We start from the raw sequence: 21,320 nt of genomic DNA on the forward strand, positions 1-21,320 counted from the left end.
GTCATCTCAATATGATCAAATTGCTTATGCAGTCTCTCCCCTAAGTGTTCTGGTATTCTTGATAATGTACAAAACAACTGATACAACCATCATTATAGCACACAAACCAATTAACAGATCTGACACCATTGGTGTAATGTGGAACCATATAATATGCACAGCCACAGTTCCATATAATAAAAAGGTTACTATTTTTCCATGCCAGTCTGCACCATGCACTTTTCCTGTTTTTCGTATCACAAGGCATCCACTAACCGCCATATAAAGTTCCTTAACTGCCATTATAACGATCAACGGGAGCATATGTGGAAAGCGAGTAAACGAGCAAATCAACATTGCTGCCTGTGTCAGCTTATCGGCAACCGGATCGAGAATCTTTCCTAGATTGCTAATCATATGAAATCTTCTTGCAATATATCCATCAGCGAGATCCGTAAGACCGGATAGCAATAAGATTTCTCCTGCTAACAAAGGATTTTCCTTTACACAATAACTCCATATAATTACTGGAATCAGACAAAACCGAAAAAAAGAAAGCAAATTGGGTACTGTAATAATTCTATTCAAATTTTCTTTCTGACTTCCTTCACTCTGCATGTACGGTCACATCACTTTCCTTTTGTTTCGACATAAACCAATAAAATACAGCACAAAATGCCAATGCAAATACAACACCAAAAACATTCTGAATCACTCTAAGACTAACTGCTCCTTTTAATCCATAACTTTCCGCAGCAATTGCGAGAGCGCCAAAGGTATTAAATACAGCCTGCCAGCCGTATTGCGCTGAAAATCCTACACCAATTCCACCAAGAATTCCTATATAAGCATAGATGGATGATGGAAGCAGAAAATATAATACGGTGAAGCATATAACGCCTACAATATTTCCGACAATCCTTTTACGGACTCTGTATTGCATGTCTTCCACAAACGGCAAAATTGCTGACATAGCTGCAATACCTGCCCACATTGCACGTGGCATATTGCAAAGTTCTGCAATGCAAAGGACAATTGGTACACATATAATCTGGCATAACTGCCATTTTGTTCTCGATGAAGTGATATCAAATTCCTGGATTAGATCTTTCAAATTTCTTTTAAAAGTTCTATTTTTATGATTTCGATAAAATACAAAACAGGTAAGAACTGCACCTAAAGCCATTCCGACTAATCGCATCTGATAGCTTTTTCCCGTAACATCATAACCATATAGCAGCAGATACCCAAGAACCAATGTAGATTGATTAAACATGAATGGATTATGGCATCCGAACAGAATCAACACAGCCAGTGCCGCAATATTTAACAGCATTCCCAATACCGGTGAAAACTGATTTGCTAAATGCGGACATACAGTCATAATTACAAAGAACAAAGCCAAAAGCATCGTAGATTGTCCGGTGTGGATCCCCAGATCCGCATTCCGAAATACCATAAGGCATAATAAAACTACTACACCCACAATACTATTCTCATTTCCAAATAAGATACTGAAAATAGTAACAAATAAAAAACAAAATGCCATTGTAACAGCTATCTTTACCAAATATACCAGTATATGATATGATTTTTCTTTCACTGTTTCACTCTTTTTCAACAGATTTTTAGAACCTGCCTGATTTAACTGCAATTCCTGATAAAATGTCATGTAATTCCTCCTCTATCTGTTTTTCTTAAACTTATATGGCCTCATCTTTCTGTATTGGAAGCTCTACAACAAATCTGCATCCACCATATTCACGGTTTTCTGCTTTGATTGTTCCTCCGGCACTATCTACAATCCGTTTTACAAGTGCAAGACCAAGACCGTTTCCTTCTGCCTTATGAGAACCATCTACCTGATAAAACTTGTCGAATATTCTAGTCTTTACATCTTCCTCGATTCCTGGTCCTTCATCCTCCACAATGAACTTCACAGAATTCTTTTCCTGTTTCAGAAACATCGTAATTGTTCCCTTTGCCGGACTAAACTTGATTGCATTATCTAAAAGATTCATCCAGATATGCATAAGAAGTCCTTCATTTCCAGTATATTTGACTTCCTCCAATTCTACCTGGAAGCCAATTTCTTTTTCTGTCCATTTTGATTCCAAAGAAAGAAATGCCTGACGAATCTGTTCATCCAGTCGATATTTCGTTTTTTTCATTGGTATATTCTGATTCTCCAATTTAGACAACAACAAAATATTTCCAACCAACCCAGAAAGCCTCTTCGTGTTAAATAAGATTTTTTCTACATATCCCTCTTGCTCCTGCGATAATTCTTCTCCCTGAAGAAGCATTGTATAACCTTCAATGGCATTGATAGGGGTCTTAAACTCATGAGAAACATTAGATACGAAATCCATCTGCAGCACTTCTGTTGCACGAAGCTCTTTTGTCATCACGTTGAAACTTTGGTAGGATTCACCAACCTCTGCTATACGACTGTTCGTTTCCAAATGCTGTTCAAAATCTCCTTGAGAAACTTCCTTCATTGCTTTACTGAGTCTGGTAATTGGCTCCAGTAACTTTGCATTAATAAAAGAAGTAATGAGCCCTGCGATCAGTGTATTAAAAATCAAAAGCCAGCCAAGCACAGGTATACTCCCCGGTAGCTTAAAGAAATGATTTAAAAATGCAAATAATAAAGCAGATATCACTGTTGAAAATACGAGAGACAGCCAGATTGCACCAGTCAGACAGGACCGAATCTTCAATCTTTTTTCTTTCTTCTGATTCATTATTTTTTCACCACCTTATATCCAATTCCACGCATAGTTACAATTTCGAAATTTGGATTATCTTTAAAACGCTCCCTAATTCTTCCTATATGCACCTCTATCGTATGTGGGTCTGCCTCTGTCTCATATCCCCAAACTTCATCCATTAACTGCTGTTTTGTAAATGTTCTTCCCGGCGAAGCTGCCAGCTTATATAAAAGCAGGAATTCTTTTTTAGGCAAAACAAGACTTTCCTTATCAGTTGTAACCGTCATTGCATCATAATCAAACTCTGTTGAACCGATCACAATTTTGTGTTCATTCAGTATCTGTGCACGGCGAAGCAGTGCTCCGACTCTTAAAACCATTTCATTCACATTTACCGGTTTTACCATATAATCGTCACTTCCCGAAAGAAATCCCTGGCGCATATCATCAAAGGAACCTTTCGCAGTAATCATAAGCACTGGTATCTGATATCCTGCTGAACGAAGTTCTGACACCAGTTCATAGCCATCCATAACCGGCATCATAATATCTGAAATGATCAGATCAATATATTCCTTATCCAATACTTCTAATGCCTGTGCTCCATCCGATGCACTTTTGACTTGATATCCATTCTTCTCAAGCACTTTTTGGAATAGCTGGCTTAATTCTTTATCATCTTCTACAATCAATATTTGAAACACGTTTTCCTTCCTCCTTATTAAAACAGATACCTTGCCCATCCAAGCAGATGCTGTACCAAAAATATTTTTCTCTGACGTTTCTTTGTTAATTCGATTGGCTCTACATGATATGGATCACTATAAGTTCCGCCTTCTAATATCTGGCGGGACACTTTTTCATATTCCATCATGCCCTCTTCCAACTGTTTATTAATATCTTTACTACGTATTACAAGCATCAGTTCCGTATCCAGATATGCACTTCTCATGTCCATATTAAAGGAACCGATTACAGACAGATCATCGTCAATCAGAATACTTTTTCCGTGGTATGAATAACCGCCTTCATATTCCCAGATATTAATCCCTGTACTTAAGATTCTATTTCTGTTTTTCGCATAATCGGCAGACCCAAATGGATTCCCATTATTCGCAACTGAATTTGTCATGATAGAAAAATCTGAAACGTTCTCTGCAATCTCCTCCAATGTATTATACATCATATCATTACATATAATATATGGCGTGTGGATCTTCACACGATTTTTTGCATTTTTCATCAATTCTCCCAACTGATACCACACTACTGGTTCTTTGGAACCTGTGTGAATAGGATTTGACACTAATGTAATCTTTTCTGTCTCAAAAGTTTCGTCCGTATAATCGGTCTCGCAGATTTTTTCCTTATTCTCTTCAAAATATTTCTGATAGCTGTTCTGCAGCTCTAAAACTGCGTTCTTTACAGATTTTCTATTTGCCAGTTTTTTATTGTTATGAAAATAACCACTATCTTCCTGATTCCATATGGTTTCAAAATACTCTGACAACTGGTTAACTGAATTTTCTTTCTCAGGTTCATCGCAAACCACTAACACGTCTCTGTCATAGTTCTTATGTCCCGGAAAATCACCCAGGAAATAATTGTATGTATTTCTTCCCCCAAGAATATATCTCTTTCCATCTGCAATCAAATATTTATCATGCATTCTACCCATCATTTTCCACGGTTTCAACGGATTGGCCTTATTATACAGTTTAATTTCAACATTCTCATGGGAAGATAATCCATAGAAATACGGATTTCCTTCCATATCAATCCAACTCTCCATTCCATCTACTAACAGACGAATATGTACACCTCTGTCCGCCGCATCATGCAGTGCTCCTAAAATCAATTTTCCACTTTCATCGGATTGAAATGCAAAAGTAGAAAGAATAATTTCCTTTTTTGCATTCTTAATCAATCGCACTCTTTGTAAAAGAGCTTCCGAATTCTTTTCTATGATCACTGCCCGTTCTGGATTCTCACTGCATTCGTTCCACGACTCATTTTTTGTTTCTTTTTTGGTTGTATTGGACACTTCCGGCTGCTTTTTATATGCAACGCAGATTCCGAGCAATTCATAAAAAGCCACACATAAAAAAATTGCCAGTATAACAAGAAGGATTTTACATATTTTATGCTTTTTCATTGTACATCACCTGATTTCTTTTTATTTCATACTTATACAATACAAAGTCAATCTCAATTTAACCTCAACAAGGTTTGTTTTTTTCATCCATGCAAAATCTTCTTTGTACAACAGACTGTTAGATATAGCAAAAACGGCCTTTCAAAAACAGTTAACTTCTAAATCAACTGTTTTTTGAAAGGTCGTTTCATCAGATTCTTATAGCAATCCAGCAAATAATCTCATAAATAATTGTCCCAGTCGCAAATATGCACTTCGTCCGGTTTGATATTGGTCTGTCACATCACGACATTCTCCCATCGTTCTTATCAGATCATTTTTTATTTCCACAACTGCCTGACAATCTGCCATAAAACAGCCGTTTTCAAAATGGTGATATAAACTTCGATAATCCAGATTAATTGTTCCACAAGTTGCCATACAGTCATCTGCCACACTCATTTTTGCATGACAGAAACCAGGAGTCCACTCATAAACACGAACACCATGTTTAACTAATCCATGATAAAAAGAACGAGTTATATTATAAATGAATTTTTTATCAGGGATACCAGGTGTGATAATTCTTACGTCTACCCCTCGCTTAGCAGCCAGACATAACGCATGCGTCATTTCATCTGTTATGATTAGATATGGAGTCATAAACCAACAGTATTTTTCAGCTTTATTTATCATACTGATATAAACTTCTTCTCCTACTTGCTCATTATCCATAGGGCTGTCTGCATAAGGTTGAACAAACCCAGTTTGCTGTGCCGCATAATCATAGTGGAAAAGGTATTTACTAAAATCAGAATCATTAGCATCCTTATCACTTACTGCATTCCACATTTCCAAAAATGTCACCGTAAGCGACTGAACAGCATCTCCTTCTAAACGAATACCTGTATCTTTCCACTGTCCATACGGGTGTGTGTAATTAAAATATTCGTTTGCTAGATTATATCCACCTGTAAATCCGACTTTTCCATCAATAACTGTTATTTTTCTATGATCACGATTGTTCAAAAACAGATTTAAACCTGGCATAAACGGATTGAATACACGGCAATGAATTCCTATTGCCTCCATCTTTTTCACAAAATCTGTGTTAATAAAGCCTATAGAACCCATATCATCGTAGAATACTCTAACTTCCACACCTGCTTTTACTCGCTCTTCCAGAACATCTTGAATCTTATGCCATGCTTCAGCGTCTTCTATCGCATGATATTCCATAAAGATAAACTTCTGTGCTTTCTCCAAATCCTTAAGCTGTGCCTCTAATCCTTTCACTGCTTCATCAAAATACACAATATCCGTATTCTGATAGATTGGATACTGCGAATTTCTTTGTATGTAACTTGCTATATTTCCTGCTTTCGGAATTGTTTCTTTTATTCTGCTCAAACACTCCTGACTGTCCGGAAGCATTGGTAACAATTTGCTATCAATTTCTGCATATCGCTCACGCATTTTATGTGTGCCACCATTCAAACCAATCAACAAATACAGGCCTACACCCATAATTGGGAAAATTAGAATTAAGATGACCCAAGGCATTTTCATAGAGGATGTCTTATTTGATGCGTACAATCCCAAAACCAAGATCCCACTCAAAATCCTTGTAAATAAATTTATGATTTCTGCATATTCATTCAAGCGTGTTACGATAGTAATAATAAAAATCACTTCTAGAAGAATGCAGATTATGGAAAAACACAGCCGTTTTACCCCATTTTTTGTTTTTGCTTTGCCCTCTAAAGTATCTTGTTTCATATATATTCCACCTTCCTATTTGCTCAGTTTTCTCCCTAAATTTCGTGGAACATACCAATTTTGTCTTTTATTCTCTGCATTTCATTATCTGCTTCAATGATAGCTCTTGCAGAATGAAGTAATTCTTCACTTATCTCATCATAGCCAGGCATTTCTTCAATTCCTTTTTTATAGCGAAGTTGATGTTCCAATGTTGCCCAGAAATCCATACCATTGGTTCGAATCTGTAATTCTACACGCATAGGTGTTTTACCCTTAGCAAAAAATACTGGTATTTCAACAATCATATGATAGCTTCGATAACCATTCGATTTTGGATTTTTTATATAATCTTTTATTTCAATAACTTTAATATCATCCTGTTGGGTAATCAAATCTGATATCATATAAATATCGTCAATAAACGCACAAACTATTCGAACGCCTGCTACATCATTGAGATATGTCTGTATATTTTCTGTTGTAAATTCATATCCCATCTTCTGCAGTTTATCGTAAATACTATTGGGCTGCTTAATTCTTGTTTTTATAAAAGAAATAGGATTTCGATTGTTCTCAACTGAAAATTCATCATCCAAAACCTCAAGTTTAGTTTGTATCTCCCGAATAGCACAACGATACATCATCATTAAATTATAAAATTTTGTAGCATTATTTAAAAACTGTAGTGATTCCGGACTGTCCATCCTGAGTTTTTTTACTTCATCTTTTGTCATGGAACTTTCCTTTCTACCTCATCCCTGATTTCAAAACATTATTTATTTTGATAGTTGATTCGTTCTCCTTGAATTACTGGATAACAAATCATTTTATCACTATCCAGATTTTCTACATGCATATCTACTGCACTGATCTGATGGTTTTCATAAGTATTGTAATAATAAATACCTTTTGTAACATTACAACACGACGTATACAATGTGATTTCATATTTTCCATCCGCTACTTCGCAACATCCTCGTTGCTGATCCACAGATCCGAGAATGTGGAAGAATTGGCTAACGCTTTCTTCCTCTGATTCACCTGAAATTGCATTTACCTTTGTAAAAGCTACACGTACAAAGCGAGAGGAAGATGAGAGATCTCCCGGAAGACCTAATCCTCCCATACCTCTACTATATGCATCAAGAGCCAAATTTTCGCAGAAAGTATTTCTGGGCTGTTTAGGAGATAAATACATATAATTATTTAGTTGAAACATCTGCTGTGGAAATGGCGGATTATTCGTAAGCACTCCTACTGGATTGTCATAAATATGCAAACCATCTGACATAGATTCTACCGTAATTGACTCATTCTCATCAGAAATGATCCAGTGTAATTGTGCTAATGGTAATTGCTCGCTGAAAGGAGTATTAACAATATTAATTCGTTCAAGAAGCTCGCGAACTTCAACTAAAGAAGAACACTGACTTAAAATCCACGGAATAAATTCAAACTGTGCAATATTTTCCACATCTGGCTTAATCGCGGCATAAACAGCATTTCCGACAAAATTCAGTCCTGCCATTGCCACTCCTTTTTCATTCATAGCATCATAATACAAAGGATAATCTTCTGCAACATGAGCCATTCCAATAATTGCATAATGATTTTTCATATCGCCAACATGGCGAAAATTAAACGCATAATTACGTGGTGTAATTACTATCTGATCACCATAAGAGAATTCATAATCGAGGGTTCGTCCAAAGTAAAAATCTTTTGTTTTATAAGTTGCTGCTGTACACATGATCGTTTATCCTCCTAAATAGATTGAAATATGTCAATGAGTTTTTTTCTTGAACAATATTATAGCACAATTCTTTTATTTTGTTCCAACTTCATACATGATCATAACATGTAAACTTTAAACTATTTTCCTAGATTATTTCTCCATCAGTTTTTCAAACCAGGTATCCATAGCTAGGATGAATTGACCTACGTCTGGCAATTCTTGCAGCATTTCGTTTAGGGTTTTGTGCTTCACATATTTCTGCACATACACCCAACAGGCAACGCTACTGGCTTCTGATACAATGTCAGCTATGGTTTGGCGCATAAGCTCTTCAAATTCAGCAATTTCTTCTTTCGGAACAACATCATACAGTGTTGGTGCCTGATGACTTATTTTTACTCCATTTTCATTTGCATCTTTAAGCAGATTCTTAACTTTTTCTCTTGAATCCTCCGGTACTTTCATGTATTCCCACATAAATGCTACCACATCGGCTGGTGTGTCTTTTTTAAGTGGTGGTAGCTGAATATAATCATTGTTTTCGCTCATTTTCATATCCTCCTCACGATATAATAAAATCAATAATACGTTCTCTTGTCATGTCCAGTACAGTATCTACGAACACTCCTGCAAACAGGATCAGATGCAGAATTACACTCAGCGCAAACAGAAATGCAACCTGTACCCAGTCATGGTAACAGTATGCAGTCGCTATAATCAACATAGTGAATATAAACCCAAGAATCCCTCTGGCAACCGCATAAGTCTGTACTGTCATCTTCACTGCCAGGCCGATCACAAAAAGGATCAGCCATACTGGCAGTAATAATATTTTCCCAGCAAATTTTAAAATAAACATGTGCACCTCCTATCTTACCAGTCCTGGCATATCATGGTTCACCTCTGCCTGATAATACCCGTTCATCGTAGACGGTGCATTAAACAGGGCTGCTAATAAATATTTCTTGATGTTCTTCACTTTGGTGGTGTTACCACGCATACAGTGTAAGACATCCCTTGCGTAATTGGTTCTGAAATCTACCATAGTCAGGAGAATACCCTCAATCGCCAGTTTTCGGTTCAGTCTTTTCTTTACTGTAAGAATAGTCTTGATCAGCTGTTGAAGTCCTTTAACAGGCAGATATGCGGCCTGTACAGGTATCAGCACAGAATCAGAGGAGACCAGTGCATTGATTGTCATCATACCAAGGCTTGGCATACAGTCGATCAGGATATAATCGTATCGGCATCTTATCGCATCGATATATTCCTTCATGATCATTTCTCTGCTCATAACATTTCCCATCGTTACTTCCAGGGCAGAAAGCTCAATATTTGCCGGAAGTAAATCTACATTTTCCTGGTGATGTAAGATACCATCTTTCAAGGAGATTTCTTCTTCATTGATGACATCCATCATGATCGTTGCCAGTGTAATGCGAAGATCATCCGGTTCCTCATATCCAAGACTTGCTGTTAAACTTCCCTGTGGATCCGCGTCGATCAGCAACACTTTCTTACCTTCTCGTGCCAGTCCAATGCCTACATTTACGGTTGTGGTGGTCTTTCCAACGCCGCCTTTCTGGTTTACTACGGATATAACTTTACACATGATTTCTTCCTCCTTTAACTTTCCCATGATTCTTTTTTCCATAATTTCAACAATGCCAGTATTTCCCGCTTCATCATTGCCGGTGTATAGGAATTTGGAAAATACTTGTGTAACTGCTCATTAGTAAATGCTACTCTTGTGATCTCACCCTTTTTAACTTCACACATGATTTCTTCCATCTTTTCCAGTGATAACTGTTTTTCTTTACTCAGCTACTTTATCCGCTGAGCCTGTGAGAGTGACGGAATCGCTTGTGCATCAGTTCTTTATCTACCTGATTCATTTTGCCCTCTTTATCAAAACGGTAATTCTTCTCCATATCCATCCGGGATATGCTGAAACCCATCTGCATCTGCTTCTGGAAAAGGTATCGGAGTGTTCCCACTAGCATCTTTTCCGTCAGCGAATTCCAGTCGGCTTGCAGTTACCTCTGTGGTATAGACCGTTTTATCTGTTTCCTTATCTTTATAGCTTCCGATCATCAGCTCACCAAGAATTGCAACACGCTTTCCTTTTGTCAGGTAATCCCTTGCGAAATCTGCCTGTTTTCCAAAAGTTGTAATTTTAATATAATTGACACCTTTATTAAAATTTCTCGGCACAGCCAGATAAAATGATGCAATATGATACTTTCCTTTTTCTGTCTCGACTTCACTATAACTGGGATCTCTCACCAGACGTCCAATAAGTACAACCATATTCATCCATCCTTCCCCCCTTTCTTACTCTATTTGCTGCCTTACTGGCAACACAAGAGTACGGCAGATCAGATACGAAATAAAAACCAATCTGCCGCACAGCTTCTATTGTCAGCAGCCCTGGCGATAACCAGGGCTGTCATCATTTCAGAAAACAGTGCTAGATTGTCTTTTCACATGTGTAACCCATTTCAGGGTTCACCCAATCCGTTCACGCCATTGCAGGCAGTCTCAGCCATATCGTGTATGGTCTTCAGATTCCTCACTTTATCTGACCGGCATCATCGGGAGTATCATTATTGATCCGCAGCTTTCCATAGAAAAGCCATATGCAGACCCCTGTTTCTATTATCCTTACGGACTATCCGGAACTCTCTACAGCAGCTCCGGCGAATTGGCAAGCTCATTAAGTTGTCATTGTACGCAAGCTGCCACGACTTAAATGATGGTGTGACCTGCTCAATTCCTAAATACAAAAGGTGGGGATTTAGTTAAGAATCTTTTTGAAAAAATTTTTGATACAATTTTCAGAACTGTAAAAGTCAAAAAAATAGGGGCTGTCGGGAAATAGATAGTTCCAAAGCAGAGAGGGTATGGCTCACAACGAGTCATACCCTCTCTGAATTTATCTGAAAAAAGAAAAAAGATGGCTAACGACAACCATCTTTCTCTCCGTTACATGTTATAATGTAACTATGCTAACAACTAATTATTATAACGATTTTTTTGAGTTTGGGCAACAGAAAATTAACTTTAGTTTCTTCGAATTGAGTTTACCTGACGACGATCCAGTCTATACCCTGAAAAAAGTGATGGAGGAATTAGATTTTTCTGGCTTGTTAGCCAATTGTTCAGATAAGGGAAGAACCGGGTACAACCCAATTATGATGTATGCTGTAGTTACCTATGCAAATATGCGGGGAATACGTTCTGTTGACTGTATTGTTGATCTGTGTGAAAGAGACCATGCTTTTATCTGGCTGACGCGCGGACAAAAACCGAAACGTGATGCTTTTTATGACTTTAAAAACAGGAAGCTGACATCTGATGTCCTGGATGACCTGAATTACCAGTTTATGCGGCGGCTGCAGAAAGAAGGGCTGGTCACATTAAAAGAACTTTTTATTGACGGTACAAAGATAGAGGCAAATGCGAACCGTTATACTTTTGTATGGCGTGGAAGCATCAATTATCATCTGGCAGGACTTCTGGACTCTATCGACCAGCTTTTTGAAAAATATAATTCTTTTTTGCAGGAGAATGATTATGGAACAAAGTACGAGCTGGGAAATGCACAGATGTTTGTGATCGAAGGGATGGATAAAGTCCGGGAAGTGATCGAAAAGAACAGAAAACGAAAGCTTGTAAAACATAAAAAGCTTTCAAATAACCGTATTATAGAGATCGATAACTGTTCACCGCTTGAAATACGGAAACTCCAGAACAATCTCACGATGATCGCAGACAACGAGGAAATCGAATTCGTTTACGGAAAAGTAAAAAGAAAACCTGCACTTCAACAGCTGCATGAGGAACTGGAACAATGCGAAAAACGACTGATGGAATATAAAGAATGCTTTGAGATCATGGGAAAAAACAGAAACAGTTATTCCAAAACAGATCTGGAAGCGACTTTTATGCGTATGAAAGAAGATCACATGCTGAACGGACAGTTAAAGCCAGCATATAATGTTCAGATCGCGGTAGAGAATTATTATATCGTACATGGATATGTAAGCAGCGACCGCACCGATTATAATACCCTGATCCCGGTCCTTGAAAAACATAAGACTGCTTTCGGGAGTATTCTGGAAGAAGTAACTGCGGACAGCGGGTACTGTAGTGAAAAAAATCTGCTTTATTTAAAACGGAATGAAATATCCAGTTATATAAAACTTTGAGGTATATGGTTGTGCAGACTGCAGCGGATGTGAACATAAAGCGCGCTGTCTGTATAAGTATGATGCGGAGAAAGATGCCGAAAAGAACAAAGTCATGAAGATCAATGAACAATGGGAGGAACTGAAAGAAAGATCGCATGCCAATATCCAGAGTGAACGCGGGATCCTGAAACGCCAGACACATTCCATTCAGACGGAAGGACATTTTGGAGATATAAAGGAAAATGAGAACTTCCGGCGTTTTAATTACCGTTCGGCAGATAAGGTATATAAAGAATTCATGCTGTATGCTATTGGAAGAAATATAAATAAATATCATCGTTTTTTATACGAAAAACTGAGAAAATTTGAAGGAAAAACTGCCTAGAAAAAAATGCGGCTGAAAAAATCCAAACAAGGATTTTTTGCGGCCAAAAACAGAAAGTATTTATCAAAATAAAAATATCCTGAACAAGTTGCAGAGCCAGAAAGCTCTGTAACTGTCAGGATATTTTTGTTTGGTGCTGTCAGCTCTAAAAAACGTTATTTACCGACAGCTCCCTGTTTTGTTTTAATGATATTTATGCATCCGTACATAATAGCTGATACATAAGATCACAGTGGCTCCGCTCCATGCTGCAATCTCTGCAAAGAAAATACCGTCCTGTCCGATAAAATGGGGAAGGATCAGTGCAGCACTGATACGCATGACAAATTCAGCCATACCACTTACCATAGGCATTAAGGTATCTCCCAGCCCCTGAAGTACAGATCTGTACACGTACAGGAAGTACAAAACCCAGAGCATGGCAGCCATAATAGAAAGGTATTTAAAAGCAATTGCCAATACCTGCTGTGTCTGCTGCGGTTCACCTGAGATGAAAAGTGAGAGAATATTTTTTCCAAATAAAAACATGGCAGCAGAAATGATCAGTGAGGTAAGCAGGGAAAGCAGCATACTGCTGCGGACGCCTTTTCTGATCCTGTCAATCTTTCCGGCTCCCAGATTCTGACCCACATAGGTAACGATGGCATATCCATAGGAAATAGCAGCCATTTCCAGCAGACCATAAAGCTTGTTTGTAGCTGTAAATCCTGCTACAAAAAGGAAACCGTAGCCATTGATCACATACTGGACTACCAGACCGCCCACACCGATGATGATATTCTGAAATACAACAGGAATACCAAGCTTCATCAGGCGGGCATTCATACCGGAGGCAGGCATAAAATCTGCTCTGGTCAGATGAACGATATCAATTCTGCGTAAAATCAGGAAACAGTAAACAGCGGAGAAGCTCTGTGCAATCACAGTTGCGATTGCTGCTCCTGCCACACCCCATCCGAAGCCTGCCACAAAAAGGATGTCCAGTGAGACATTCAGCACAGATGCGATGATCATTGCGGTCAGCGGTGTTTTACTGTTTCCCATAGCCCTTAGAGCAGAGGCAAACATATTATAGGCTGCTGTGGCGGGGATTCCACAGAAAATGATGCGCAGATATAACAGAGACATTCCGATAATATTGGAAGGTGTATGCAGCCCTGTTAATACCAGCGAAGCAAATGACTGGCTGAGAATCAATACTCCGGCTGCGATGAATGCGGTCAGCCGGTAACTGTGAGCCAGAGATTTACGCAGATTTTCGAAATCCTTTGCCCCATAATACTGGGAGAGTTGAATAGAAAATCCCTGAGTGAGTCCTGTGGATATTCCTGTGACAACCCACATCAGAAAGTCAACAGCACCCAGTGCGGCAAGAGCCTCCACACCTGCAACCTGACCAACAACCATGGTATCCACCATTGTATAAAGCTGCTGACAGATATTTCCCAGCATCAGGGGAATTGCAAAAAGAATAATCAACCGTCCCGGTGAACCGGAGGTCATATCCTGAATCTTGGTTTTCATTAGTATAAAAGTTCCTTTCCGGAGCATATTTGAAAAAGTTTAGAAATGATTATTCGAATATGCCCTGATATTTACATTGATAATTTTACATCATTAACGTGAAAAATGAAATATAATATATCATCAGAATGATATAAATTTATCAATACCTGCTATAAGCAGCATGTTGTTGAAATTATTATGCATAGCGCCTGAGAGGAGTTTTTGATTGCTATTTTTTAAAATACAGATATATAATAGAAGGCAAGTCTTTACGGAAGGAGACATGAATTATGCTGAAAAGATTCACTAAATATGTAACCCAGAGTGTTGCCGGAATGATCGGGATTTCCGTTTATGTTCTGGCAGATACTTTCTTTATATCTGTATATTCCGGTGCTGACGGACTGGCAGTTCTCAATTTGATCCTGCCGGTTTATGGACTGATCTATGCGATTGGGGCTATGATCGGGATTGGTTCCGCTACCAGGTATGCCATAAGCAGGGCAAAAGGAGAAAATACAGAACATTATTTCGTACAGTCAGTAACCTGGAGCATACTGGTTGCAGTTCCATTTATGCTGATCGGAATTTTTATTCCGGACAAAGCATTGGCTTTGCTGGGTGCAGATGCCGGACTGATCGGACTTGGACGAAACTATGTGAGAATTATTCTGATCGCAACACCATTCTTCATGTCAAATTATACATTTACTGCATTTGCCAGAAACGATGGGGCGCCTTCTATTGCAATGATCGGTTCCATCAGTGGAAGTATCTTTAACATTATATTTGATTATATATTCATGTTCCCAGTCGGTCTGGGATTTTCCGGAGCCGGACTGGCTACTGCAATCTGTCCGATCGTAACAATGAGCGTCTGTACCATACACTACAGAAGTAGCAGAAACCATGTAGGATTCCATTGGAAAAAACCGTCATTCAGACACCTGATTTCCTGCTGTCAGCTAGGAGTTTCCGCATTCGTCGGTGAACTGTCTTCCGGTGTGATCGCTATTGTATTTAACTTCCTGATCCTGGGAATTGCAGGAAATGTAGGTGTAGCAGCCTATGGAGTTGTGGCAAACCTTTCTATCGTGGCATTTGCAATCTTCAACGGTCTGGCCCAGGGCGCACAGCCTCTGATCAGTGAAAGCTACGGAAAAGGTCAGCCTACTCAGGTAAAAAAACTTCTGAAATGGAGCCTGCTCGTATGTCTTGCCGTAGAAGCATTGATCCAATTGATCATCTGGACAGCAACTGACCCGCTAATCAGCATTTTCAACAGTGAAAACAATGTTCAGTTATTGAATTATGCACATACAGGACTGCGTCTGTATTTCCTTGGATTTATAGTTGCAGGAATCAATGTTGTACTGGTGGCATATTTCTCAGCAGTAGATGAACCGAAAATCGCGATTGTGGGATCATTCCTGAGAGGAATTGTTGCTATTGTTATCTGCGCAGTTATACTTGCGAAATTATTCGGATTAAATGGAATCTGGATCTCTCTTCTTGCAGCGGAGACAGTTACGTTTCTGACGATTCTGTTTCTGGCATATAAAGACAGAAGAAAAAGAATGGGGCTGTCGGGAAATATGTAAAAAACGTTATTTACCGACAGCTCCACTATTGATTGTGATTTCCTTAATTATGATGTCATAAAACTGTTTCCCTCAAATGGACTTTCGCTTCCCTCTGCGTCATCCATAAGTATATTCATTGCAATAATATATTTTGCAGCATGTGGCTGCTGGTCTATCATCTCCTCCAGAGATTCTTCCAAATCATATTTATGATAACGAACCCAACAAGCTAAGTTACAGGATTGCTGAACAATATCACGAATCATGCTCCGCATGGTTTCTTCATATAAATGAATTGCGTCTGCATCAATCTTTTCGATATTCTCCTGTAATTGCCTGTCTGCTTCTTCTTTCCTCTGATTTAACAATTCATATTGCTCCTGATAGCGTGCTTGGTATTCCTCAGGTAATTGGATAAACGCCCATAAAGCCTTTACAACATCTGGATCCAGATCTCTTTTTAATGCAGGTAGCTGAATATATTCTTTCTCCATAATAGTTTCCTCACTTAATAATCAATTCTCCAATTTTGTGTTGTGCTGATTCCAGTATAACTTCCATAAACACTCCGATCCACAGAAAGAACAGCAAGATACCACTGGCAACTGCAAGTAAAGCAAACCGCTCCCATTGTCTGTACCAGAGCAGTGTTCCAATCAGCATAAAACCCAGAATGAGATTGACAATCCCTTTGCCGATGCAGTAGATTTCAACTACGATCTTTACCAGTAAATGAGCAGTAGCTAATAATAACCACACCGGTAACAATAAAATTTTTCCTGCCATTCTTAAAACAATCATAAGTACCTCCTTCAGTTTGCGTACTGTGGCATGTCGTGATTTACCGCTGCTTTATAATAACTTCCAATCGTTGATGGTGCATTGAATAAAGCAGCCAGCAAATATTGTTTTATGTTTCTGACTTTCGTAGTATTTTTATCCATGCACTCCAGCACATACTCGATATGCGAATAATTCAGTTTCAGTAATTTTCCCTTTACAAATCCTGCCGGATAATATTCGCCGGCGATCCGTATCATATCCTTTTCAGTTTGAACGGTCTCCAGAATCAGCTGATATATTTCTTCTACCAGATCCTGCTCTCTGCTGTATGTATGCAGTAAAACATCAAAATCAATATTTTTCTTTACCAGTTCAGCATAAGCATTGATTGTCTGTTCTTTTTGATCACATCGAATCCTATCGCCATCTGATTTGATATGATTCGATTTTATATTACTCTGGTTATTATAATTCATATAAGTCTTATTATATAGAGGTACCGTTTTGGGAACCTCTTGAAGTCCGCTATTTGGCACTTCTGAGGTATCTATTTCGGCACCTCTGAGGTGCTTATTCATCACCTCAGAAGTTCCTATTTCGATACTTCTATGTACCAAATCTTTTTCCTGTGAAGTTCTCATTTCATTACTTCTCTGATGTGCCATAAAGCTCTTAACATATATAATGTTCGGCAATCCAAAGCCTCTCTTTTTCTTTTCAATCAGTCCGATTTTCTCCAATTCTGTGAGATAATCCATTGCTTTTTTCTTAGAGAATCCCAAGTCACTCTGTATCTCCGTGATCTGATAGATAATGTACACCTTGTTTTCTTCGTCAAGCCATTTATTTTTCATTGACAGTCCCATTCTATCCAGAAGTACCGAGTAAAGGACTTTAGCTGATAAAGACAGTGCGGAAAATGCTTCATCTAATAATAATATTCTTGGAATCCGGATAAAACTGAACTGATCAGCCTGAGTGCCATAATAGTATTCAAAATTCATACTGTTATCTCACCTCTCTTCCATTGATCCAGAAGTTCCAAAATTACACTTTCCATATCCTCTGCCGTATATTTTTCAGAGAAGAAATTTCTCAGTTTTTTCTCTGAAAATGTGATTTTCTGTTCCTGCTTCCTACCAGGCTGACTGTTTACCAGTATGGAGATCATTTTCGCCTGCGTCATCGGTCCTACTTCAAGTGCTGTGCGGAGTGCTGCTACCTGAACTGCTTTAACCGTACCATTTTCCTTGATGTATTCAAATAACCATGTTTGAATCTCTTTGTCAATATAGGAAATGTCAACCGCAACGGTAAACTGCAGACGTTTCTTATCTACATAATCAAGAAGGTCTGGAATAAGTTCTGTCAGACGGATATACCGCTGAATACTTCTTGCACTTTCTCCTATCTGTTCTGCCATTGCAGCATCAGCTCTGAACTTCGTGCCATTTTGGCACGAAGTTAAATCTGTCCGTATCCCTTGCCTTTTCATAGCATCCATTTTCATCTTATATGCAAAAGCCTTTTCACTTGGAAGCAATTCTTCTCGTTGGATATTGGCATCTACCATTATGACAATGGCTTCATCGTCTTCCATATCCCGCACAATAGCCGGTATTGTCTCCAGTCCAGCTTTTATGGCTGCGTGCATTCTTCGATGCCCGGATATCATCTCATAGCTGTTATTCTTATCTGGCCTTACTAAAACAGGTGTCAGCACACCATTCTGTTTAATACTCTTTACCAGGTCATCCATCTTATCATCATCCAAAACTTTAAATGGATGATTTGCAAAGCTGTGTATTCTGCTAATCTCAATATCTGTTGCACTTTCCTCACCGGACACTCCCAGCAGTTCATCTATACTGGGCATCTTTATTTTGTCTGCACTTTTACTCTTCATTTCTCAATATCTCCTTTGCAATCGTCTCATATGCTTTCGCTACTTTTCCATTCAGGCAATGGGAAAAGATACTGACGCCTTCTGCACTTGTTTCAGCTGCTTTCACTGACATAGGAATCACCGTATCAAAAATCTCTATCTTTTCTCCATAAGCTTCACGCACTTTACCAGCCACATCCTTTGCATAGTTTGTGCGGAAATCTACCATTGTGAGAAGTATTCCTTCAAATATGAGCTGCCTGTTCAGCCGTTTCTTTACCATTGCAATCGTATGTATCAGCTGCTGAAGACCTTTCACCGGAAGGTAAGCCGCCTGTACTGGAATCAACACGGAATCCGCAGCTACCAGCGCATTGATTGTCATTAATCCCAGACTTGGCATACAGTCAATCAATATATAGTCATACTCCGTTCTCACAGCCTCAATATATTCCTTCATAATCAGCTCTCTGCTCATCACGTTCCCCATTGTTACTTCCAATGCAGATAATTCAATATTTGCCGGAAGCAGATCTACATTTTCTTTATGATGCAGAATGCCATCTGTGATCTCAAATTCTTTTTCATTGATGATAGCCATCATAATTGTGGCAAGTGTAGTTCCTATTTCGTCCGGTTCTACATAACCAAGACTTGCTGTAAGGCTCCCCTGTGGATCTGCATCAATCAGCAACACTTTCTTTCCCTGTCTGGCAAGTCCAATTCCAAGATTTACGGTTGTGGTGGTTTTTCCAACTCCACCTTTCTGGTTTGATATTGCGATTACTCTACACATAATTTTCCTCCTATTTTGCTACCGTTTTCTGCGGTTTCCATTGGTTTAACATGCTCAGTATCTCTTCTTTCATTTCTGCCGGGGTATATGATTTTGGGAAATACCGATACAGTTGTTCGTTGTTAAACATCACTCTGGTAATTTCCCCTTTTTTGATCTCACCCATGATCTCTCTCATTTTTGTTCCAGTCAGCTTTTTCTCCCGGCTTAATTTCTTCATTCTCTGTGCCTGGGAAATAGATGGGACTGCCTGTGTATACTCCATAGCATCTATAAATTCCTTTTGTTCCTCTATCGTTAAATACGAAAGTTCCACAGCCGGGTTAAATGAAAGTTCACCGTTATCCAGCTTTTCCAGTAACTCAGGAATAAGATCCGTCAACTTCAGATACCGCTGTACCTGTTTTGCGCTGTCACCAAATTCTTCACCAATGATTTCTACTGTCTTTTTTCCTTTCAACGGGTAGTCAGACTGGCTACTTTTTCTTCTTCCTCCGGTTCGCTTCATAGCTTCATTCTTCATCTTATAAGCAAAAGCCTTTTCACTGAATGTTATCTGCTGCCTCTGTAAATTTGAATCCACCATATTAATTACTGCTTCATCATCCGACATGACTCTGATAATGACCGGCACCTTCCTGTAACCAAACTTTTCAGCAGCTGCCTTTCTTCTGTGTCCGGAGATAATCTCATAAACACCATCTGGAATCGGTCGTACAATCAGTGGATTTATGATTCCGTATTTCTCAACACTCGCACTGAGCCGAATCATTTCCTGATCCATCCGAACCTTAAATGGATGGTTCTTAAAGGTCCGCAGACGTTCCAGCTGAATCTCTATAATTTTTTCGCCATCTTCTGGAACTGATGCACTTCGTGTATCCACTGTATCCATATCTTTCCTCCATTTCTTATCTGCAACAGAAAAAGCCTGTCCAGATAGATTTTTTTGAAATCTGATCCAAACAGGCTTACTGTTGACCTTAGTTCTCACTAAGCAAAGATTCTATTGTATTCACACCTAATAACTTACCGCCGGATATTTCCCTTTCTCTTTTTTCTTATCTGAGCTTGGATTTACATCCACTTTCTCAAATAAACAGCTGGCTTTTCTCTTTTATTAGAATTTCGATTTATTTCCAGCTATTATACCAGCAGTGCGTTTTATTAGACAGCGGCTAATAGGATTCTTTCCGTATTAGCTGATATTCCATTCCTTTTTCCCTCTGAAAAAACAAAAAAGCGGAAATCATATTAGAAATTTTTCTAATACATTCCGCTTTTGATAGGACGTCCCGTGCGGGAATCGAACCCACATCTAGTGCTTAGGAGGCACTTGTTCTATCCATTAAACTAACAGGACTAATACCGGATTTTTGGCTTAAAATCAAGGTTTTCAGCCATTTCAACGGCATTGGATTTTATGATTTAAAACTGACTTACGTCAGCTGAATCAATCTTATATGATGAAATTTTTTGGTATGAAGCTATCGCCTTTTCCAAAAACGCATGTCCTTTTAATTGTGACATCACATAACAGAATCGAACTCAAATTCATTTTTCTGTTATACGCCGAGGCGATAACTCTGGTCACCGCTTAGGAGTTCCCTGTGGCGGTTAGTATGCAGTAGTTCGATTATCCTGTAAGGGACGTTTAACGCCCCAAAAAGCGGAAAAGGGGCTTGCACAACGACTCTGTTAATAAACTCTAATATTCAATTATATCCTTTAGAGTGTTAGCAGGCTGTTAGCAAACCAACCACTTTTTCGGGAATTACTGATAATTTGTTACAATCGTATTTAAAATCATTTATCACATGGAAACAAGATACCCGTTAGGTTGAATTTAATTAAATTAAAGGCGTT

20 protein-coding genes, 1 tRNA gene and 2 pseudogenes are annotated in these 21,320 nt (G+C 38.7%); 2 read left to right on the forward strand and 21 right to left on the reverse strand.

All coding sequences use genetic code 11. The features are described from left to right. Positions 1-24: 24 nt before the first annotated feature. The 13 genes and pseudogenes from BQ7344_RS10050 to BQ7344_RS10105 all read right to left on the reverse strand — a co-directional run bounded on the left by BQ7344_RS10050 (position 25) and on the right by BQ7344_RS10105 (position 10,639). The gene (locus BQ7344_RS10050; protein WP_072522472.1) at positions 25-597 is read right to left on the reverse strand and encodes a CDP-alcohol phosphatidyltransferase family protein; all 573 of its coding nucleotides are present in this window, start codon (positions 595-597) and stop codon (positions 25-27) included. Beyond that, the gene (locus tag BQ7344_RS10055; protein ID WP_072522473.1) at positions 587-1,651 is read right to left on the reverse strand and encodes an FUSC family protein; all 1,065 of its coding nucleotides are present in this window, start codon (positions 1,649-1,651) and stop codon (positions 587-589) included. The genes BQ7344_RS10050 and BQ7344_RS10055 overlap by 11 nt, the downstream gene beginning before the upstream one ends. Before the next feature lie 31 nt (positions 1,652-1,682). Continuing rightward, on the reverse strand, positions 1,683-2,726 hold the full coding sequence (locus BQ7344_RS10060) for a HAMP domain-containing sensor histidine kinase (protein ID WP_072522474.1): 1,044 nt from the start codon (positions 2,724-2,726) through the stop codon (positions 1,683-1,685). Beyond that, positions 2,726-3,436: a response regulator transcription factor gene (locus tag BQ7344_RS10065; RefSeq protein ID WP_072522475.1), complete on the reverse strand. Its 711-nt coding sequence runs from the start codon at positions 3,434-3,436 to the stop codon at positions 2,726-2,728. The genes BQ7344_RS10060 and BQ7344_RS10065 overlap by 1 nt, the downstream gene beginning before the upstream one ends. Then, on the reverse strand, positions 3,415-4,848 hold the full coding sequence (locus BQ7344_RS10070; RefSeq protein WP_072522476.1) for a phospholipase D family protein: 1,434 nt from the start codon (positions 4,846-4,848) through the stop codon (positions 3,415-3,417). The genes BQ7344_RS10065 and BQ7344_RS10070 overlap by 22 nt, the downstream gene beginning before the upstream one ends. A 198-nt stretch (positions 4,849-5,046) precedes the next feature. Next, entirely contained in the window at positions 5,047-6,606 is a 1,560-nt protein-coding gene (gene cls, locus BQ7344_RS10075) for a cardiolipin synthase (RefSeq protein ID WP_014080824.1), read from the reverse strand. A 35-nt stretch (positions 6,607-6,641) separates the two neighbouring features. Then, on the reverse strand, positions 6,642-7,322 hold the full coding sequence (locus BQ7344_RS10080) for a GTP pyrophosphokinase (RefSeq protein ID WP_072522477.1): 681 nt from the start codon (positions 7,320-7,322) through the stop codon (positions 6,642-6,644). Between the two features lie 38 nt (positions 7,323-7,360). Further along, positions 7,361-8,338: a choloylglycine hydrolase gene (bsh, locus tag BQ7344_RS10085; RefSeq protein WP_005347230.1), complete on the reverse strand. Its 978-nt coding sequence runs from the start codon at positions 8,336-8,338 to the stop codon at positions 7,361-7,363. A 135-nt stretch (positions 8,339-8,473) separates the two neighbouring features. Beyond that, complete coding sequence (locus BQ7344_RS10090; protein WP_072522478.1) at positions 8,474-8,878, reverse strand: hypothetical protein; 405 nt, start codon at positions 8,876-8,878, stop codon at positions 8,474-8,476. A 7-nt stretch (positions 8,879-8,885) separates the two neighbouring features. Continuing rightward, complete coding sequence (locus tag BQ7344_RS10095) at positions 8,886-9,182, reverse strand: hypothetical protein (RefSeq protein WP_072522479.1); 297 nt, start codon at positions 9,180-9,182, stop codon at positions 8,886-8,888. Between the two features lie 9 nt (positions 9,183-9,191). Then, positions 9,192-9,935, reverse strand: coding sequence for an AAA family ATPase (locus tag BQ7344_RS10100; protein ID WP_072522480.1), 744 nt, complete (start codon positions 9,933-9,935; stop codon positions 9,192-9,194). A gap of 14 nt (positions 9,936-9,949) precedes the next feature. Continuing rightward, positions 9,950-10,192 (reverse strand): annotated as a pseudogene (locus BQ7344_RS16030) (ParB/RepB/Spo0J family partition protein); the annotation flags it as partial. A 39-nt stretch (positions 10,193-10,231) separates the two neighbouring features. Beyond that, a complete protein-coding gene (locus BQ7344_RS10105; RefSeq protein WP_072522481.1) occupies positions 10,232-10,639 on the reverse strand; it encodes a single-stranded DNA-binding protein in 408 nt (135 codons plus the stop codon). 689 nt (positions 10,640-11,328) lie between these two features. On the opposite strand from BQ7344_RS10105, the pseudogene BQ7344_RS16970 reads away from it, so the two are divergent. Further along, positions 11,329-12,901 (forward strand): annotated as a pseudogene (locus BQ7344_RS16970) (transposase). A gap of 183 nt (positions 12,902-13,084) precedes the next feature. Here the strand turns inward: BQ7344_RS16970 and BQ7344_RS10115 are convergent. Continuing rightward, positions 13,085-14,425 (reverse strand): MATE family efflux transporter, encoded by a 1,341-nt coding sequence (locus BQ7344_RS10115; RefSeq protein WP_015528771.1) that lies wholly within the window; start codon positions 14,423-14,425, stop codon positions 13,085-13,087. Positions 14,426-14,697: 272 nt separating this feature from the next. Here BQ7344_RS10115 and BQ7344_RS10120 point away from each other — a divergent pair, with 272 nt between their 5' ends. After that, positions 14,698-16,008, forward strand: coding sequence for an MATE family efflux transporter (locus tag BQ7344_RS10120; RefSeq protein ID WP_055066638.1), 1,311 nt, complete (start codon positions 14,698-14,700; stop codon positions 16,006-16,008). Positions 16,009-16,055: 47 nt separating this feature from the next. On the opposite strand, the gene BQ7344_RS10125 is transcribed toward BQ7344_RS10120, so the two are convergent. From BQ7344_RS10125 to BQ7344_RS10155, 7 genes are all read right to left on the reverse strand, one after another. Further along, positions 16,056-16,484 (reverse strand): hypothetical protein, encoded by a 429-nt coding sequence (locus tag BQ7344_RS10125; protein WP_072522482.1) that lies wholly within the window; start codon positions 16,482-16,484, stop codon positions 16,056-16,058. Between the two features lie 10 nt (positions 16,485-16,494). Beyond that, a complete protein-coding gene (locus BQ7344_RS10130) occupies positions 16,495-16,791 on the reverse strand; it encodes a hypothetical protein (protein WP_072522483.1) in 297 nt (98 codons plus the stop codon). A gap of 11 nt (positions 16,792-16,802) precedes the next feature. Continuing rightward, positions 16,803-17,777: a DUF6017 domain-containing protein gene (locus tag BQ7344_RS10135; protein WP_072522484.1), complete on the reverse strand. Its 975-nt coding sequence runs from the start codon at positions 17,775-17,777 to the stop codon at positions 16,803-16,805. Beyond that, positions 17,774-18,679, reverse strand: a complete 906-nt coding sequence (locus tag BQ7344_RS10140; protein ID WP_072522485.1) for a ParB/RepB/Spo0J family partition protein — start codon at positions 18,677-18,679, stop codon at positions 17,774-17,776. Before BQ7344_RS10140 ends, BQ7344_RS10135 begins: the two co-directional genes overlap by 4 nt. Continuing rightward, positions 18,669-19,454, reverse strand: a complete 786-nt coding sequence (locus BQ7344_RS10145) for a ParA family protein (protein ID WP_072522486.1) — start codon at positions 19,452-19,454, stop codon at positions 18,669-18,671. Before BQ7344_RS10145 ends, BQ7344_RS10140 begins: the two co-directional genes overlap by 11 nt. 10 nt (positions 19,455-19,464) lie before the next feature. Then, complete coding sequence (locus tag BQ7344_RS10150) at positions 19,465-20,349, reverse strand: ParB/RepB/Spo0J family partition protein (protein ID WP_072522487.1); 885 nt, start codon at positions 20,347-20,349, stop codon at positions 19,465-19,467. A gap of 396 nt (positions 20,350-20,745) precedes the next feature. After that, positions 20,746-20,817: transfer RNA gene (locus BQ7344_RS10155), tRNA-Arg, on the reverse strand. Positions 20,818-21,320: the final 503 nt, after the last annotated feature.

It is taken from the genome of Blautia sp. Marseille-P3087 (assembly GCF_900120195.1).
Lineage (GTDB): Bacteria > Bacillota > Clostridia > Lachnospirales > Lachnospiraceae > Blautia_A.

Excerpts from the sequence above, each read along its gene's own strand:
- BQ7344_RS10070 (WP_072522476.1), bottom strand. The coding sequence starts at position 4,848 with ATGAAAAAGCATAAAATATGTAAAATCCTTCTTGTTATACTGGCAATT.
- BQ7344_RS10130 (WP_072522483.1), bottom strand. The coding sequence starts at position 16,791 with ATGATTGTTTTAAGAATGGCAGGAAAAATTTTATTGTTACCGGTGTGG.
- BQ7344_RS10125 (WP_072522482.1), bottom strand. The coding sequence starts at position 16,484 with ATGGAGAAAGAATATATTCAGCTACCTGCATTAAAAAGAGATCTGGAT.
- BQ7344_RS10055 (WP_072522473.1), bottom strand. The coding sequence starts at position 1,651 with ATGACATTTTATCAGGAATTGCAGTTAAATCAGGCAGGTTCTAAAAAT.
- BQ7344_RS10060 (WP_072522474.1), bottom strand. The coding sequence starts at position 2,726 with ATGAATCAGAAGAAAGAAAAAAGATTGAAGATTCGGTCCTGTCTGACT.
- bsh (WP_005347230.1), bottom strand. The coding sequence starts at position 8,338 with ATGTGTACAGCAGCAACTTATAAAACAAAAGATTTTTACTTTGGACGA.
- BQ7344_RS10095 (WP_072522479.1), bottom strand. The coding sequence starts at position 9,182 with ATGTTTATTTTAAAATTTGCTGGGAAAATATTATTACTGCCAGTATGG.
- BQ7344_RS10090 (WP_072522478.1), bottom strand. The coding sequence starts at position 8,878 with ATGAAAATGAGCGAAAACAATGATTATATTCAGCTACCACCACTTAAA.
- BQ7344_RS10080 (WP_072522477.1), bottom strand. The coding sequence starts at position 7,322 with ATGACAAAAGATGAAGTAAAAAAACTCAGGATGGACAGTCCGGAATCA.
- BQ7344_RS10120 (WP_055066638.1), top strand. The coding sequence starts at position 14,698 with ATGCTGAAAAGATTCACTAAATATGTAACCCAGAGTGTTGCCGGAATG.
- BQ7344_RS10115 (WP_015528771.1), bottom strand. The coding sequence starts at position 14,425 with ATGAAAACCAAGATTCAGGATATGACCTCCGGTTCACCGGGACGGTTG.
- BQ7344_RS10135 (WP_072522484.1), bottom strand. The coding sequence starts at position 17,777 with ATGAATTTTGAATACTATTATGGCACTCAGGCTGATCAGTTCAGTTTT.
- BQ7344_RS10100 (WP_072522480.1), bottom strand. The coding sequence starts at position 9,935 with ATGTGTAAAGTTATATCCGTAGTAAACCAGAAAGGCGGCGTTGGAAAG.
- BQ7344_RS10050 (WP_072522472.1), bottom strand. The coding sequence starts at position 597 with ATGCAGAGTGAAGGAAGTCAGAAAGAAAATTTGAATAGAATTATTACA.
- BQ7344_RS10105 (WP_072522481.1), bottom strand. The coding sequence starts at position 10,639 with ATGAATATGGTTGTACTTATTGGACGTCTGGTGAGAGATCCCAGTTAT.
- BQ7344_RS10150 (WP_072522487.1), bottom strand. The coding sequence starts at position 20,349 with ATGGATACAGTGGATACACGAAGTGCATCAGTTCCAGAAGATGGCGAA.
- cls (WP_014080824.1), bottom strand. The coding sequence starts at position 6,606 with ATGAAACAAGATACTTTAGAGGGCAAAGCAAAAACAAAAAATGGGGTA.
- BQ7344_RS10145 (WP_072522486.1), bottom strand. The coding sequence starts at position 19,454 with ATGTGTAGAGTAATCGCAATATCAAACCAGAAAGGTGGAGTTGGAAAA.
- BQ7344_RS10140 (WP_072522485.1), bottom strand. The coding sequence starts at position 18,679 with ATGAAGAGTAAAAGTGCAGACAAAATAAAGATGCCCAGTATAGATGAA.
- BQ7344_RS10065 (WP_072522475.1), bottom strand. The coding sequence starts at position 3,436 with ATGGGCAAGGTATCTGTTTTAATAAGGAGGAAGGAAAACGTGTTTCAA.